12 protein-coding genes and 1 pseudogene are annotated in these 14908 nt (G+C 64.7%); 8 read left to right on the top strand and 5 right to left on the bottom strand.

Annotated elements, in window-relative coordinates:
- Positions 1 to 86: 86 nt before the first annotated feature.
- A complete protein-coding gene (locus LKE50_07535) occupies positions 87 to 1016 on the bottom strand; it encodes an alpha/beta hydrolase (protein ID MCH3968445.1) in 930 nt (309 codons plus the stop codon).
- A 124-nt stretch (positions 1017 to 1140) separates the two neighbouring features.
- On the opposite strand from LKE50_07535, the gene LKE50_07530 reads away from it, so the two are divergent.
- The 6 genes and pseudogenes from LKE50_07530 to LKE50_07505 all read left to right on the top strand — a co-directional run bounded on the left by LKE50_07530 (position 1141) and on the right by LKE50_07505 (position 10785).
- Positions 1141 to 5271 (top strand): hypothetical protein, encoded by a 4131-nt coding sequence (locus LKE50_07530; GenBank protein ID MCH3968444.1) that lies wholly within the window; start codon positions 1141 to 1143, stop codon positions 5269 to 5271.
- An 87-nt stretch (positions 5272 to 5358) separates the two neighbouring features.
- Positions 5359 to 7662: a primosomal protein N' gene (priA, locus tag LKE50_07525; GenBank protein MCH3968443.1), complete on the top strand. Its 2304-nt coding sequence runs from the start codon at positions 5359 to 5361 to the stop codon at positions 7660 to 7662.
- A 193-nt stretch (positions 7663 to 7855) separates the two neighbouring features.
- Entirely contained in the window at positions 7856 to 8404 is a 549-nt protein-coding gene (gene def, locus LKE50_07520; GenBank protein MCH3968442.1) for a peptide deformylase, read from the top strand.
- Positions 8405 to 8414: 10 nt separating this feature from the next.
- A pseudogene (locus tag LKE50_07515) lies at positions 8415 to 9336 on the top strand (methionyl-tRNA formyltransferase).
- Positions 9336 to 9524 carry a hypothetical protein gene (locus LKE50_07510; protein MCH3968441.1) on the top strand — a complete coding sequence of 63 codons (189 nt, stop codon included), beginning with the start codon at positions 9336 to 9338 and terminating at the stop codon, positions 9522 to 9524. The pseudogene LKE50_07515 and the gene LKE50_07510 overlap by 1 nt, the downstream one beginning before the upstream one ends.
- A gap of 43 nt (positions 9525 to 9567) precedes the next feature.
- Positions 9568 to 10785 (top strand): RsmB/NOP family class I SAM-dependent RNA methyltransferase, encoded by a 1218-nt coding sequence (locus LKE50_07505; protein MCH3968440.1) that lies wholly within the window; start codon positions 9568 to 9570, stop codon positions 10783 to 10785.
- A 19-nt stretch (positions 10786 to 10804) separates the two neighbouring features.
- Here LKE50_07505 and LKE50_07500 read toward each other — a convergent pair whose 3' ends face one another.
- The 3 genes from LKE50_07500 to LKE50_07490 form a co-directional block, all read right to left on the bottom strand.
- Positions 10805 to 12064, bottom strand: coding sequence for a diguanylate cyclase (locus LKE50_07500; protein ID MCH3968439.1), 1260 nt, complete (start codon positions 12062 to 12064; stop codon positions 10805 to 10807).
- Between the two features lie 15 nt (positions 12065 to 12079).
- The gene (locus LKE50_07495) at positions 12080 to 12622 is read right to left on the bottom strand and encodes a 4-vinyl reductase (GenBank protein ID MCH3968438.1); all 543 of its coding nucleotides are present in this window, start codon (positions 12620 to 12622) and stop codon (positions 12080 to 12082) included.
- Positions 12623 to 12777: 155 nt separating this feature from the next.
- Complete coding sequence (locus LKE50_07490) at positions 12778 to 13020, bottom strand: zinc ribbon domain-containing protein (GenBank protein MCH3968437.1); 243 nt, start codon at positions 13018 to 13020, stop codon at positions 12778 to 12780.
- A gap of 178 nt (positions 13021 to 13198) precedes the next feature.
- Between LKE50_07490 and LKE50_07485 the strand changes: the two genes are divergently transcribed.
- Positions 13199 to 13873: an HAD family phosphatase gene (locus LKE50_07485; GenBank protein MCH3968436.1), complete on the top strand. Its 675-nt coding sequence runs from the start codon at positions 13199 to 13201 to the stop codon at positions 13871 to 13873.
- Positions 13873 to 14544: a thiamine diphosphokinase gene (locus LKE50_07480; protein MCH3968435.1), complete on the top strand. Its 672-nt coding sequence runs from the start codon at positions 13873 to 13875 to the stop codon at positions 14542 to 14544. The genes LKE50_07485 and LKE50_07480 overlap by 1 nt, the downstream gene beginning before the upstream one ends.
- Positions 14545 to 14631: 87 nt before the next feature.
- Here LKE50_07480 and rpmB read toward each other — a convergent pair whose 3' ends face one another.
- Positions 14632 to 14820, bottom strand: coding sequence for a 50S ribosomal protein L28 (rpmB, locus tag LKE50_07475; protein ID MCH3968434.1), 189 nt, complete (start codon positions 14818 to 14820; stop codon positions 14632 to 14634).
- Between the last annotated feature and the right edge of the window lie 88 nt (positions 14821 to 14908).

Here is a 14908-nt window from a genome sequence, read left to right as displayed (position 1 = left end):
ACGTGCGAGACCCGAGGCGGGTGACCTGCGAAGGCGGGCCACCCGCCTCATCTGTCACCAGGGGCTCCCTCACGCTCGTCCCGTTCCTAGTCGCCGATGGCCTGCAGCCAGGCAAAGAGTCCCCGCAGCACGGGGTCTGTCTCGACGCGTCGCTTGTGCATCGTGACCGTGGTCACCATGTGCTGCCAGCTCGGCCTGTCGACGGTGCAGAGCGTCGCCGCGCCACGGCCTGAGACATGTGCGAGCTCGTGGGCGAAGGTGGCCTCGGTGGCATAGGGACTCGCCGTGTCGTGGGTGCCGTGGACGCCATAGTACGGTACGGGGTGCCTTCCGTCCCCCATGTCCCACGTCTCGAGAAGCGCGACGGGCGAGTAGGGGAGCAGGGCCTCGTGCGTCGAGAGCGTCCGTGTGGGGTCGAGCGCATCCATGTCGAGGAAGGCCCTCGTGGCGGCGAGCCCGACGGCGCCCGACGGGAAGGGGTTCACGAAGAAGTCGTCAGCGTCGAGGACCGCCGCGCACGAGACGTATCCTGCGAGCTTCTCCGCATCGAGGCCATAGCGTGCCTGGAGGTCCTTGCTGTATGCCAGGATGGCGGCGCTGAACCCTCCCGCCGAGCTGCCGCCCACCACGATCCTCTCGCATGGCCGGCCATGGTCGCTGAGCCAGCCCATGGCGGCGCTCACGCCGAGGAAGGCGTCCTCCACCTGTGCGGGGACGCGGTCGGCAGGAACCAGGCGGAACCCTACCGAGACGAACCGGTACCCCATCGCGTTGTACACGTTGGCGGCATCCTGCATGCTCTCGGCCGTGCCCACGACATAGCCACCCCCATGGAACCACATGACCACGGTGTCGTGGGTCACCTGCGAGGGCTCCCAGATGAGGCTGTGCTGCAGGCGGTCGGGGCCGAAGTCGACCCGTATGGGTCCATGGTCGCGTCGCGGCTCGTGCCGGTCATAGTAGGCAGGCATCGCATAGACCGCTGGCGTGGATGCGATCTCATAGAGCAGGCCCATGGGCGCCTCCTGGGTTCCGTCACGCCATGGCCGAGCCGTCCTGCCGTTTGCAGGCCTGTCGGCGTGGCGTTGCTTAAAACATCCTATACTTCAATCAAATGAGCCGAGTGTGAGGAGTACGGCGATGCGTACATACCCCGGTCACGTCATGCCGATGCAAGCCCATCATCCCGTTCGCAAGCGTCGTGGCGTGCGGCTACCGTCGTTCGTGCTGGCCCTCGTGCTGGCCCTTGTGGCAGGTCTCCTGCTCGTGCCCAAGGCATATGCCGAGGGTAGCTCCGACCTCACGGAGAATGGCGGCTATCGCGCCTATACCGAGCGCTACGGTGCCGAGACGGCGGGCGTGAAGAGACAGTCCGTCATGAAGGTCTACCTGGAAGAGGGCGAGACGCTCTATCTGGGTTCGAGCGTGTCCACGGCCCAGCTGAGAAAGACCATTGGTGGGGACTTCCTGTTCGACAACACCAGCATGGGCACCTCCTTCTCGGACGACCAGCTGAACTTCCTGAACGATGCAGACATATGCATCTGTGCCCCCGGCTGGGATGCGTCGAACAACCCTGATGCCGAGCCCTATGTGAACGGCCAGCGAGATGCCAGCGTCACCTTCATCGACATCCCGGACTCGGCGTCCGCCTCCACCGCGGGCTATATCTCTGACCACGCTCAGGAGGCGGCAGGTCCTGCGGACCATGCGGCGGGTGGCTATGCCTGTGCTGCCGAGAGCGCCGTCACCTCGCCTGCGGGCGTCGCGGCGGACGTGAAGTACGAAGGCAACACCTTCACGGCCGGCCAGTCAGGCATCTACACCATCGCCTTCTACAGCACGGAGTACGGCACCACCGATCCGGTGCCTGCCCTGGTGACGGAGGCATGGGACCAGAAGAACAGCACCATCGCCGCCTGGGACCTCTCGGTCTATGCTGCCGACGGCAGCCTCAAGACCGGCCGCGTGTTCACCGACGCGCTGTTCCTTAACATGGGGACCAACAAGACCGGCACCGACATGCTCAAGGCGAAGGTCTACCCGGTCACTAAAGATGGCTATCAGTACGAGGTCAACTTCAACGGGATGGACCCCTATGGACTCCGCTTCACGTGCAATAACCGCGGACTCCTCAATACCCAGTACACATCAGCTGGGACATCGCTCTACCATTCCGTCGAGTCCGATAACAATCAGCTCTCGGATCTCGCCAATCACTATGTGGCCCTGAGCGGCACCTCGACGAGCTCGCTCGACCAGTCGTATTGGATCTTCTACAACGAGCCCGACGCCGAAGCGCTCACCGCGCTCGGCATCCCCACAAGCCCCACGTCGGGCGTCGGGTCTATCAGCAACTTCGAGTTCACAGGCAGTGGTGATGCCACTGAGAACGAAGGCTACGTGGGCTACGGGGGCACGTTCTCGTTCGATGCGTCCTCCGACACCTCCGCGACCTCCTATCAGATAGAGCTGAACTTCGGTACCGATAACACCGTCACGCTCTCCAATGCTCTGGTAAAGGGCACCACGAACTCAATCACCTGGGATGGCAAGGATGCGAAGGGCAACGTGGTGTCCGCTGGTACCTATGACACATCCAACGTGACCGTCAAGCTGAAAGGCGGCGAGATCCACTTCCCGCTGCTGGACGTGGAGAACAACCAGAACGGCATCATCGTCAACCGTTTGAATGGTGAAGGCACCACCGACCAGAAGGCAACGGTCTACTACAACGACTCCGCTTCGAATGCGGGCGATGCTACTTCTCCTTGGACGGTCGACAAGAACTGGACCGTCGCCGACAAGGTGGACGCCACCAGCGGCGTCGTCTCAACGTCTGGCACGGCGCTGAAGTACACAAATATGGTCGGCGATAAGACGGCGCTCGACGTGTGGGCCTACTACGACCGTTCGGTCAGCCTCGGCACATACAACTTCAAGCTGGTCGATACCACGACCGTAACCCAGGCGGTACCGCCCATCACGAAGAGCTTCTTCACCGCAACCGAGCGTCCTAGCGACAAGACGTTCACGTTCGACTTGACTGCAAGCGCGTCGAACCCAGCAGGTGCCATACTGCCCACTCCGGCCACTGCGACCATCACGGACACCGGCACCAACAAGACGCCGTTCGGTGACATCACCTTCACTGCAGCGGGCACATACACGTTCTACATCTCCGAGGAGTATTCCGGCGAGACGGGCTATGGCTATGACACATCCGTCTTCGTTTACACGGTGACCACGGCGCTTGACTCCGCGACCAACTCCCTCGAGGTCACATCAACGTCACTCGCGGTGAAGACCGATATGGACACGCCCGACTCCTCGGCGGTGCCGGTGAACCAGATACTGTTCCTGAACACGTACACCCCCGAATCGGTGGATGCCGCGAGCATCGGTGTGAAGAAGACTGTCCTCGGTTCGCCGACTTCCGATGAGACCTTCACCTACGCGCTCATCCCCTCGGGCGACAATCCGACCGATGGCGTCACCGGGCTCGCTACGACCGCGCAGACCACCGGTGCGGGCTCGCTCGAGAACGCATTCGGTACCGCTACGTTTACGAAGGCCGGCACCTACACGTTCACGTGCTTCGAGTACGCGGGCATGAGCGACGGCTGGACCTACGACGGAGACTCATATACCTGGACCGTCGTCATCGAGGACGTGGGCGGCCAACTGACGGTGAAGAGCAACACGCTCGTCCAGGGTCAGACCTCCATAGACGACGGCGTCGCCGTCTTCGAAAACACTTATGCCGCGCCGAGCAACCCCTACCTGGTGCCGGGCGTCACGAAGGTGGTCGAGGGCGAGACGCCCAGCGACGGGACCTTCACGTTCACCATCGCGGCCGACACGGCTGGTGCGCCCCTGCCAGCTGACACCACCATCACCGTCACTGGCAACGGTACCGCCTCGTTCGGGTCGATTGAATACGTCAATCCGGGCATCTATGTCTACAAGATCAGCGAGGAGCTAGGGAGCACCACGGGGTATTCCTACGACCAGAGCGTCTATACGCTGAGGGTGACGGTAGCAAGCGTTGGCAACAAGCTGGTGCCCACGGGCACGGTGACGACTGCCGATGGCACAGAAGCCGACACCATGCTGTTCACCAATGACTATGAGCCCGATATCACGACGCAGGTTTCTCCCGATGTGAGGAAGATCCTCGACGGTACGCCGTCAGAGGCATCGAGCTTCCTGGTCGCGCTCTTCCCCGATGAAGCCAATCCCAAAGGCGGCGAGACCGGGCTGAATGAATCCGCGGTGACCATCCATGCCGACGAGACGCTTACCAAGGCGTTCGGCACCGCCACGTTCTCCCGCGCGGGCACGTATACCTACTACATCGGGGAGAGCTCGGTCATCAAGGAGGGCTATATCGATGACTACACGGTCTACACGTGGACCGTGGTCGTGGAAGACAAAGATGGCCAGATGACGGTCACGAGCAACACGCTGAAGGATTCCTACGGCAACGCCATCACCAACGACACCGCGACCTTCGAGAACGTCTACCGAGCGACCAAGGTGACGTCATCCTCGCCTGACGTGAAGAAGGTCGTTGCCGGTTCGCCGACCACGAGCGAGACCTTCGACTTCGCGTTGGCTGCCGACAAGGGCAATCCTGCCGATGGCGTGACCGGGCTTGCCACGACCGCCCAGGTGACCGGTGCCGGATCGCTCGAGAACGCGTTCGGGACCGCCACGTTCACGAAGCCGGGGACCTATGTCTTCAAGGTCTCGGAGACGGCGGGAAGCTCGTCCGGCTACACATATGACACGGCGTCCTACACCTGGACCGTCGTCGTGGGCGAGACCGGCGGCTCCGTCGTTCTCGTGAGCAGCACGCTCACGGACTCGACGGGGGCGATCGTCGCTGATGGGGTGGCGACCTTCTCGAATACTTACGTCGCGCCGACGACCCCCGACACCCCCGACACCCCCGACACCCCCGACACCCCCGACACCCCCGACACCCCCGACACCCCCGACACCCCCGACACCCCCGACACCCCCGACACCCCCGACACCCCCAACACCCCCAACACTCCGGCCGCCACCACAGATACCATGCCGAGCACGTCGGCTGCCACCACGTCAACGAACTCAGGGGCAGCGGCCACGGCCGTCCCTGCGGGTGGCACGCCGTCGACGGGTGACCACACGTCGGGGATGTCCCTGTCCTTGCTGGGGGTTGGTATCGTCCTGCTTGGCCTCGCCCTCGCGCTCCGACTCGTCCGTAAGGGGAACCTGCGATAGCAGGCCATATGTCGTCGCTCGTCCCTCTCGTCCTCCCGACCCGCTATGCTTGAGGCTATTGTCTCAACGCGAGGAGGGGAGGGCGCCGTGGCGTATGCCGGGGTGGTCATAGACATACCGACGCGTGCCCTCACCGGCACGTTCGACTACGAGATTCCGACGTCGCTCGCGCAGACGGCGGTCGTCGGTACCACGGTGCTCGTGACCTTCTCGCATCGTGCGGCAGTGGGTTATGTGGTCAGCGTCTCTCCCGAGCCGTCCCCGGGAGTCGATCCCAGGAAGCTGCTCCCCGTGGAGCGGGTGCTCGCCCCCTCCTGCTTCGATGAGGTCTCCGCAGGTCTCGCGGAGTGGATGAGCCTTGAGTATGCCTGTCCGCTCCCCGTGGTGCTCAGGCTCTTCCTCGCGCCAGGGCAGTCCATGCGCGTGCGTCGCTCGAGCGATAACGACCCGTGGGAGCTCGTCTGCGAGAAGGCCACCCCGGTCGACGACCGTTGGGTGTCGCTCACCGATGAGGGTCGTGCCTTCGAGCCTCGGAGGAACGCGAGCCGCCAGCGGGAGGTGCTCGCCGCCCTCGGTGCCGGGCCGGTACGGATGGCCGAGCTCTCGGCCATCATCTCGGGTGCGACCACGGTCGTGGGCGCGCTCCAGAAGCGAGGCTATGCCCACATCGACCACAAGCGGCGCGTGCGTGGGGCCGAGGGGACCACCCTCTCGAGCGCGACCGCGCCTCGCCCGGAGCGTCTCACCGACGGGCAGGTCAAGGCCCTGGCAACGATCGATGGTGCCACGTCTGCAGGCAAGGGCGACGTGGTCCTGGTGGATGGCGTCACTGGGTCGGGGAAGACGGAGGTCTACCTCGATGCCATCGAGCGCTGCCTGGAGGCTGGTCGGGGTGCCATCGTGCTGGTGCCCGAGATATCCCTCACGGCCCAGACTGTGGGAAGGTTCCGAAGCCGGTTCGGGGGCGCCGTCGCCATCCTGCATTCGCGCCTCTCCGTGGGCGAGCGCTTCGACCAATGGGACCTCGTCCGTTCCGGCGAGGCCCGCGTGGTCGTGGGCGCTCGATCGGCCCTCTTCGCGCCCATGCGGGACGTGGGCCTCATCGTGGTCGACGAGGAGCACGAGGCCTCCTACAAGCAGGACTCGGCCCCGCGTTACCATGCGCGCGATGTCGCGGCAGAGCTCGCGCGTAGGCGGGGCGCGGCACTCGTGCTCGGTAGCGCCACCCCCTCGCTCGAGAGCCTCGAACGCTGCCAGGTCGGGGACTGGCGGGGCTCGTCATGGACGAGGGTCGAGATGCCCGAGCGTCCAGGAGGTGCGCTGCTGCCCCGTGTCACCGTGGTCGACCTCAAGCGCGAGTTCGCCCTCGGCAACCGCTCGATCTTCTCGAAACCCCTGCGGGACGGCCTCGACCGTGTGAGCGAGGCGCACGAGAAGGCCGTGCTCATGCTCAACCGTCGTGGCTTCTCGAGCTTCCTCATGTGCCGTGAGTGCGGATGCGTCCCGGAGTGTCCCCACTGCTCCACCGCCCTCACGTATCACGAGCGGTCCCATTCGCTCGTCTGCCACACCTGCGGGAGCGCCTGGCCCATACGGGCCTATCCGGACCCCACCACGCGTTGCCCCAACTGCGGGAGCCGCTACCTGGCCCAGATGGGCATCGGGACCCAACGCGTCGAGGACGAGCTCTCTATGATCCTGCCCCCCGAGGTCGAGGTCATCCGCATGGATGCCGACACCACCTCGGGGAAGGGCGCCCATCAGCGCCTGCTCGAGAAGTTCGACGCAGCCGAGTGCGCGGTGCTCGTGGGCACGCAGATGATCGCCAAGGGGCTCGACTTTCCCGAGGTGACGCTCGTCGGGGTGATCAACGCCGACACCACGCTCAAGCTCCCGGACTTCCGTGCCGGGGAGCGTACCTATGACCTGCTCGAGCAGGTGGCGGGACGTGCCGGTAGGGGGGAACGTCCCGGCGAGGTCGTGATCCAGACCTATTGGCCGGACCACCCCGCCATCGCCTCGGTGGCCCGGGACGACCGCTCCCTCTTCATCTCGGCTGACCTGGCTGATCGTGAGGAGGCCTACTACCCTCCCTTCTCTCGCCTTGCCAACGTGCTCGCCTGGGGACGTGACTCCCACATCGTCGAGGGCTACCTCGACTCACTTGCCGACGTGGTACGTGCTCGTGCCGAGGCGGAGCGTGGATGGCGCGTGGTGGGCCCTGCCGAATGCGTGAAGGCCCGGGCAAAGGATCGCTTCAGGCGGCACTTCCTCGTGAAGGCACCGCCTGATGCCGACCTCGGCCCGATCCTCGGGGGGTGCGTCGACGGGTGCCCCGTGCCCCGCGGGGTCTCGCTCGCGATCGACGTCGACCCCTATGACCTCCTCTAGTGCAGCTCGCGCCCCGTGTCAGACATGAGGTGCCATGGGCCTGCTTCCCCTGGTTTCCTCGTGTCGTTCTGCGCAAGGGCGTCCATGCGCGGTACCATGGGCCTGATGCGGCCATGCCCTCGGGACGTGCCGCATCCCCTCGCTGTTTCATCAATTCTGGTCGCCTGGCGGCCTATGACCTACAAGGAGAACCATGGGACCGCTCGATGACATCGTCCTCTCGCCCGACCCTCGCCTGCGTGAGCAGTGCGAGCCCATCGACACCATAGATGGCGGCGTCAAGCGGCTCGCGAAGCGCATGCTTCGCGACATGTACGCAGCCGATGGCTGTGGCCTGGCTGGTCCCCAGGTGGGCGAGCTTCGCAGGATCGTGGTCATCGACGTCGACTATGCCGGCGAGGAAGGCCGCAGGAACCCCTACGTGCTCATCAACCCCGTCGTGGTCGAGACCTCTGGGGACGAGCGCGTGACGGGGGAGGGCTGCCTGTCGTTCCCTGGCATCACGGTCCCCGTGTCGAGACCGTCGCATGTGGTGGTCCAGGCCCAGAACCTCGACGGCGACCTCATGGAGTACGAGGCCGAGGGCAACCTGCTCACCGTCTGTCTCCAACACGAGATAGACCATGTCAACGGGGTGACCATGCTCGACCATCTCACGCCCACCCAGCGCGTCGAGGCGCTGCGTGACTACCAGGCCGCCCTTGATGCCGGGGTACGTCCCGGTGACATCGACCACGAGTAGGAGTCCCACTATGCGCATCGTCTTCATGGGCACCCCGAGCTTCGCCGTCCCCTCGCTCTCAGCACTCGTGGCAGCCGGGCACGAGGTGGCACTCGTGGTGACGCGTCCCGATGCCGTGCGCTCGAGGGGCAAGAGGCTCGAGCCCTCGGCGGTCAAGGCGGCGGCGCAAGAGATGGGCATTCCGGTGCTGGAGGCCTCGCGTATGGATGCGGCCGCCCTCGATGCCGTATCCGAGGCGGCACCTGATGTCATCTGCGTGGCTGCCTTCGGCTGCCTCCTTCCCGACGCCCTCATTGCGATGGCGACCGTGGGCTGCATCAACGTTCATGCGAGCCTGCTTCCGCGCTGGAGGGGGGCAGCTCCCATACAGCGCGCCATCCTCGCTGGCGACGAGCGGCAGGGCATCTCAATCATGGCGGTCGCCCACGAGCTCGACGCGGGCGCCTACTGCCGTCAGGCCTCCATCGACGCTCACGACAAGAACGCCTCGCAGCTCACCTCCGAGCTGGCCCAGCTCGGCGCGACCGAGCTCGTGTCAGCGCTCGCCCAGATGCAGGATGGCACGGTGACGTGGACCAAGCAGTACGAGCCCCTGGTGACGCTTGCTCCCAAGGTGATGAAGCCCGAGCTCAGGCTCGACCCCACACAGACCGCGACCGTGAACTGCCGACGGGTGGCGGCGAGCAGCGATGCCGCACCTGCGCGTCTCTGCATCGGTGACCATGGCATGAGGGCCATGACCGCGACCGGTCTGCGAAGACCTCAGGGCCCCTCATGGAGAGGTCGTGGTTTCCCATGGCCGTGTCGGCCTGGGATGTGCCGACGGCGTGCTCGAGGTGCTTTCGGTGAAACCCGACGGCAAGCGGGAGATGCCTGTCTCGGCGTGGGCGGCAGGCCTTCATGAGGCACCGAGTTGTTGGAGGAGCGTCTGATGGCTGAGGCATCCCCCTCTCGCAAGGTGGCGCTCTCCTCGCTCGGGCATCAGCGGAGGAGGTCCGCGCACGTGCGCGACCTGCTCCGGACGAGTCCCGAGATGAATGCCTTGGGTCCCCACAACCGTGCGCTCGCCACCAGGCTCGTGCTCGGGGCCACCTGCCGCCTCGGGCGAGCTCGACCGTAGGGTCCTCGCCTATGTGCGGCGGACGTCCCACCTGGAGCCTCGTGTGTCGGACGCCTTCCGCATCTCGGCCTTCGAGGTCCTCTACCTCTCGACGCCGTCTCGCGTCTCGGTGAGCCAGGGGGTCGAGCTCGTACGCCATGTGGCGCCACGCGCCGCAGGCATGGCCAATGCCATCCTCCGCAAGCTTGCCGCGAACGATAGGCCCGAGGTCGATGCCGCTCGCTCACGGGTGCGGACTCGTGAGGCTACCGAGGGCGACCTCGCCATAGCGGGCGGGCTTCCAAGCTGGCTGGTCTCGCGCATCGTTGGGTCGTGCGGCCTCGAGAGAGCCTGTGACCTCGCATCGGCCGAGCTCGAGCCTGCGCCTACCTACGTGACCTCCAACACCGCGCTCCATACCGCCGCAGAGACGGCTGACCTTCTCGAGCAAGCCGGGCTTGGACCCAAGGCCATGCCGCTTCCCGGTTCATTCGCGCTCGCGCACCCTGCAGGCCTTGCGACCTCGGGCCTGGTCGGTGGGGTTGATGTGGTCGTGTCGGACCTCGGTGCCCAGCTTACGGCGCTCGTGGCCGCTCCTATGCCTGGGACCTCCCTGCTCGAGGTCGGGCAGGGTAGGGCAAGCAAGACCATCCTGCTCCAGAACGATGCCTGCGCGCTCGGGGGGCCGGCCGAGCTCACGAGCGTCGACTCGGTCCCGTACAAGGTCCGTGTCGCGACCGAGCGTGTGGCCCATGGCTGGTCCGAGCATGTCCACGAGGTCTGCTATGACGTGTCGCTCGTGGGGCAGGTCGCCCGTCCTGCATCATCGCCCGTCCCGTCCGAGCTCGACCGTACCTTCGATGCGGTCTTCCTTGACGCTCCCTGCTCGGGCACCGGGACCATGCGACGTCATCCCGAGATCCCCTGGTCGCTCGATGAGGGGCTCCTCATGCCCTCTGCCGAGGGCTCGATCACCGGCTTGCAACTGCGCCTGCTCGAGTCTGCCGCGACCAGGGTCAGGCCTGGCGGCTCCCTCACATACGCGACCTGCTCTATCCTCCGCGAGGAGGACGAGCGTGTGATCGAGGCCTTCCTGCTGAGCGAGCAGGGCCAGGGCTTCACCATCACGAGCGTGTCGGAAGCTCCGGCCGTCAAGGCGTCCGAGCACTCGGTCAGGAGCCTCGTCGAGTCGAACCTCTCCCCGGAGGGCTTCCTGAGGACGTATCCCCGTCTGGGCGGGTTCGACGGCCACTTCTGCGCACGCCTGGTGCGCGAGTGTTAGCCAGCCTCGGCCATTCCCCTCACTGCCTTCGTATGAGGAACTTCTTGTGTGAGGTCTTGTAGGCATACATGAGCTGGTCGGCCTCCTCCAGCGAGTCGCTGAGCGGGGTGCCATCATCAGGCAGTATCCCGACGACCCCATAGCTGAAGGAGCGCTTGAACAGGTATCCCGTCGGTACCGGCTGCTGCATGAAGCTCAGTCGGAGCTTCTCGAGTTGGTGCGTGAGCTCGGATGCCGTCCAGTCCTCCATGAGGACCATGAACTCGTCGCCGCCGATGCGACAGACGGAGCACTTGCCGGGAAGCGTCTTCAGGAGCAGGGCCAAGGCGACGAGGTAGCGGTCACCTTCCTCATGGCCGAACTCGTCGTTGCAGTACTTGAGATAGTCGATGTCGATGAAGGCGAGCGCGAAGGCCTGACCCTTCTCTCGCAGGGAGGCTGCGAGCTGCATGGCATAGCGCCTGTTATGGAGGTTGGTTAGGGCATCCGAGAAGGCCAGGTGCTCCATCTCCGCCTGCCGCTCGAACTCGTCGGTGTCGTTGACGATCATATGCGCGATGGCGTGGCCGTCCTCCCAATGGAGGCGATACGACCTGATCGAGTAATGGAAGTGCCTCGCGTCCTCGTCCGAGCCTGTGTGCTCTTCGATGTCCCAGGTCACCATATGGTCATGCACCGAGGAGGGGCAATCCGCAAGGTGTCCGTCGAGCATGGCGCTCAGGTCAAGGTTCTTGTCGCGGAACTGGCGAGCCGTGTTCGTGCGGAAGATGACCTTGGTCATGGACTCGTCGGTGATGACGATGAAGCGAGCCTCGTCGAGGGCAAGGTTGGTGATCATGAGCTGCATGTTGTCGAGCTCGCGGTTCTGCTCCTCCAAGACCTGGCGCTCATGGACGAGCCTGTCCTGGCGCTCCTTGAGCTGCACGCTCATGAGGTTGAACGCCTCGCCGATGTCGCCCATGTAGTCGATCTTCTGGTCATAGTCCCCCTTGGCGATCTCTCGTGTCTGCCAGCGGAGGTGTCGGAGCATCCCCTGCATCTCCTTCATGGGGGCGGCAAGCCCGTTCTCTATGCTCGGAGGCCTGACGTCGATGTTGCCCGCCATGATCTCCTTGGCAAACGAGCGGTCTTCCTTGGCGCATTGGCCAAGGAAGACGAGTGCCTCGCCGAGGCGCCTATGCGATGGGGGCAGCTCGGCGAGGTCCAGCTCGGCCTTCTGTGGGTCATAGATCACATTCCTGAGGTACTCCATGAGGAGCGACTCGGTCTTCTCATCCATGTTGCCTCTTGGTGTTCACTCGGAAGGTACGGCCGTTATGCCGCCCTTGAATCGACAGACCCGGTCGCCGTTCGCCCAGCAGTCGACCTCCTTGAATACGTAGTCCTTGCCGGTGTAGGCCTTGAGTATGCCCGCCAGGAACCCTTCGTCCCACGTGCAGACGACCTCGTTGGTGGGAGGCAACCCCGAGCAGTCAAGATCCTCTCCGACGGTCAGCACGAACGCGCCGTCGGACTCATCGAACTCCTCGATGCGGAGCAAGCCGATCTTGAGGTCCTTGAGCTTGGCCTGCAGCTGAGCCACGAACGGGGCGAGGTCGAGCGTGAGATCGAGCTCGTTCTTGGCGAACTCTGACCCTGCAAGGGCCCCAGCCTCGATCCAAAGCTCGTTGGCTCCCTCGTCGCCATAATGCTGGTGGAGGATGTCGTTCATCGCATACTCGAGCATGCGATATGCCACGACGGGCATCTCGGTGCCGAGGGTGCCCCGTCCCTCCTCTATGTTTCCCAGCTTGTCCCACCGGAAATGGTTATGTGACTCGGTATCGAAAACGCTCACGACCGCCTCCTCGTCAACACGGGTTCGGACATCACCTCTTGGTGCCGTCAACAGACGACCTTGATGAGGTATATGCCCGCTTTCCGGCCGTTCGTACGAGGGCTTCGGTGACGAGGCACTGGTATTGGTATAAAAGACAAGTGGCGGGGCGGCTGCTACTTCCCGCAGGTCGCACACGACGAGGAGCCGCAGCTGGCACATGAGTGGGCTGACGAGCCCTTGCCCCTCTGGTCGGTGTTGTAGAAGCCGGATCCGGTGAGCGAGATGCCCGAGGGAGCAAAGACCCGCTCGGCCTTCGCTCCGCAGCTCGGGCACGTGACCGTGGGATGGGCCGACATGGGGTGCTCCACCTCGAAGGTGGCATTGCAGTCGGGGCAGCGATAGTCATAACGAGCCATTGAGAAAAACCTCCAGCATGCGGTGCGTAACAAGAAGAATGGCCTCACGGCCATGGTCATACTGTACCCAAAAACCGGACCGGATGTGCGGGCGGGGGCCTCCCGTCGATTCATATACCATGGTGAAAGAATGGTGGGCGCTCTCGTGCCTGCCGGGACCACTCATGGGAGGACGTTCATGGCAGACATCACCGGCGCGATCTTCGACTGCGACGGGACCCTCGTCGACTCCATGCCGATGTGGTTCGACGCCTTCCCTGAGCTGGTCGCCAGACATGGGGGGACCATGTCCGACGAGCTCGTGGCCGAGCTCGAGCCGCTCAACCTCGAGGACGAGTGCGACGTGCTGTACGAGCGACTGGGAATAGGTAGGAGCGGCGAGACCCTGTTCGCCGAGCTCTATGAACAGGTGCGCGAGCACTACGCACATGACGTGCGTGCCTTCGATGGGTGCCAGGCCTTCCTGTCCACGCTTGCCGAGGCGGGCATCCCCATGGACGTCGCGACCTCGACCACCGAGTCACTCGTCTGGGTCGCGCTGCGGGCGAACGGCCTCGACGGATTCTTCCGGCGGGTCTTCTGCACCTCTGACGTGGGCGCCAGCAAGGAGCGTCCCGACGTCTATCTCGCGGCATTGTCAGAGCTCGGGACTCCCAAGGGAAGCACCTGGGTCTTCGAGGATGCCCCCTTCGGGGTCGAGGTCGCACGATCGGCGGGCTTCAACACGGTCTGCATCCATAATGACCATGACGGTCGTGACGCCGGCTCGCTGCGCGCGGCCTCGACGCTCTTCTCGGAGGGGTACTCCGACGTCTCGCTAGCGGCCATCCGTGGGGTAGGGGATGATGCGTGATGATCGACGAGCTGGTACGAACCCTCGTGGTGGCAGGCTCGCCCGAACCTTCGAGCGCCGAGCTGGTGGCCTCGACGGCTGCTTCGTGCGACGTCGTCGTGGCGGTGGACCGGGGCGCTGACGCCCTGAGGCGGGCTGGGGTCGTACCGACCGCGTTCTGCGGGGATGCCGACTCCATCAGCGAGGAGGGGCTTGCCTGGGTGCGCTCGCGCGTGCCATGCGAACGGCTGTATCCGTCCCACAAGGATGACACTGACCTCGCGCTCGGGATGCGTCTGGCAGAGGAGCTCGCCTACCAGCGAGGCAGCTATGTCGCGACCACCGTCTGCTGTGCGTCGGGCGGCAGGTCCGACCATGCGCTCGGCGTCTTCGGCGTGCTCGCCCGGTTCGCGGCCGATTCCCCGGTCCTCGTGGACGATGGCCTCGAGTGCCATGTGCTCTCGCCCGAGGGCACTCCCGCATGGGCGCCCGGGGCGGACGCTTGCGGCATGACCTTCTCGGTGGTGCCTCTGTTCGGGGAGGCGTGCGTGAGCGAGCGCGGGTTCGAGTGGGAGCTCGACCACCGGCGCATGCGTGCGATGGACGACCTCGGCATCTCGAACGTGGTCCGCTCCGAAGCGGCACAGGTCACCTGCCATGAGGGCATCTTGGCCGCGTTCCTGGTCTCGTAAGGTACCTTGGGATCTCGGTACTGAACGCTCGACATACAAAAAGGGACCGCCCCGGAGGACGGCCCCTTGACCCGTATGAGTCTCGCCTTAGGAGCGGGCGACCTTGCCAGACTTGAGGCAGGTGGTGCAGACGTTCATCTTCTGGCGATGACCATCCTTGACCACGCTGATGCGCTGGATGTTGGGCTGGAACTTACGGGTGACGGTGCGGTGCGAGTGGCTGACCGAACGGCCGGCGACGGCATGCTTTCCGCAGATCTCACAAACCTTCGACATGACACATACCTCCATAAGCTGCGCGGGAGCGCTCGTACGCGCGCGACGCATAGTCACATAGCTGGTTTACTGTAACACAGGTTCCGGA

This window comes from Atopobiaceae bacterium (assembly GCA_022483015.1).
GTDB lineage: Bacteria > Actinomycetota > Coriobacteriia > Coriobacteriales > Atopobiaceae > JALCUE01.
The sequence above is the reverse complement of the archived record's forward strand: the minus strand, read 5'-3'. Positions and strand labels throughout refer to the sequence as shown.

Coding starts and splice junctions, on each gene's coding strand:
- LKE50_07535 (MCH3968445.1), bottom strand. CDS start 1,016: ATGGGCCTGCTCTATGAGATCGCATCCACGCCAGCGGTCTATGCGATG.
- LKE50_07530 (MCH3968444.1), top strand. CDS start 1,141: ATGCGTACATACCCCGGTCACGTCATGCCGATGCAAGCCCATCATCCC.
- def (MCH3968442.1), top strand. CDS start 7,856: ATGGGACCGCTCGATGACATCGTCCTCTCGCCCGACCCTCGCCTGCGT.
- LKE50_07510 (MCH3968441.1), top strand. CDS start 9,336: ATGGCTGAGGCATCCCCCTCTCGCAAGGTGGCGCTCTCCTCGCTCGGG.
- LKE50_07500 (MCH3968439.1), bottom strand. CDS start 12,064: ATGGATGAGAAGACCGAGTCGCTCCTCATGGAGTACCTCAGGAATGTG.
- LKE50_07490 (MCH3968437.1), bottom strand. CDS start 13,020: ATGGCTCGTTATGACTATCGCTGCCCCGACTGCAATGCCACCTTCGAG.
- LKE50_07485 (MCH3968436.1), top strand. CDS start 13,199: ATGGCAGACATCACCGGCGCGATCTTCGACTGCGACGGGACCCTCGTC.
- LKE50_07480 (MCH3968435.1), top strand. CDS start 13,873: ATGATCGACGAGCTGGTACGAACCCTCGTGGTGGCAGGCTCGCCCGAA.
- rpmB (MCH3968434.1), bottom strand. CDS start 14,820: ATGTCGAAGGTTTGTGAGATCTGCGGAAAGCATGCCGTCGCCGGCCGT.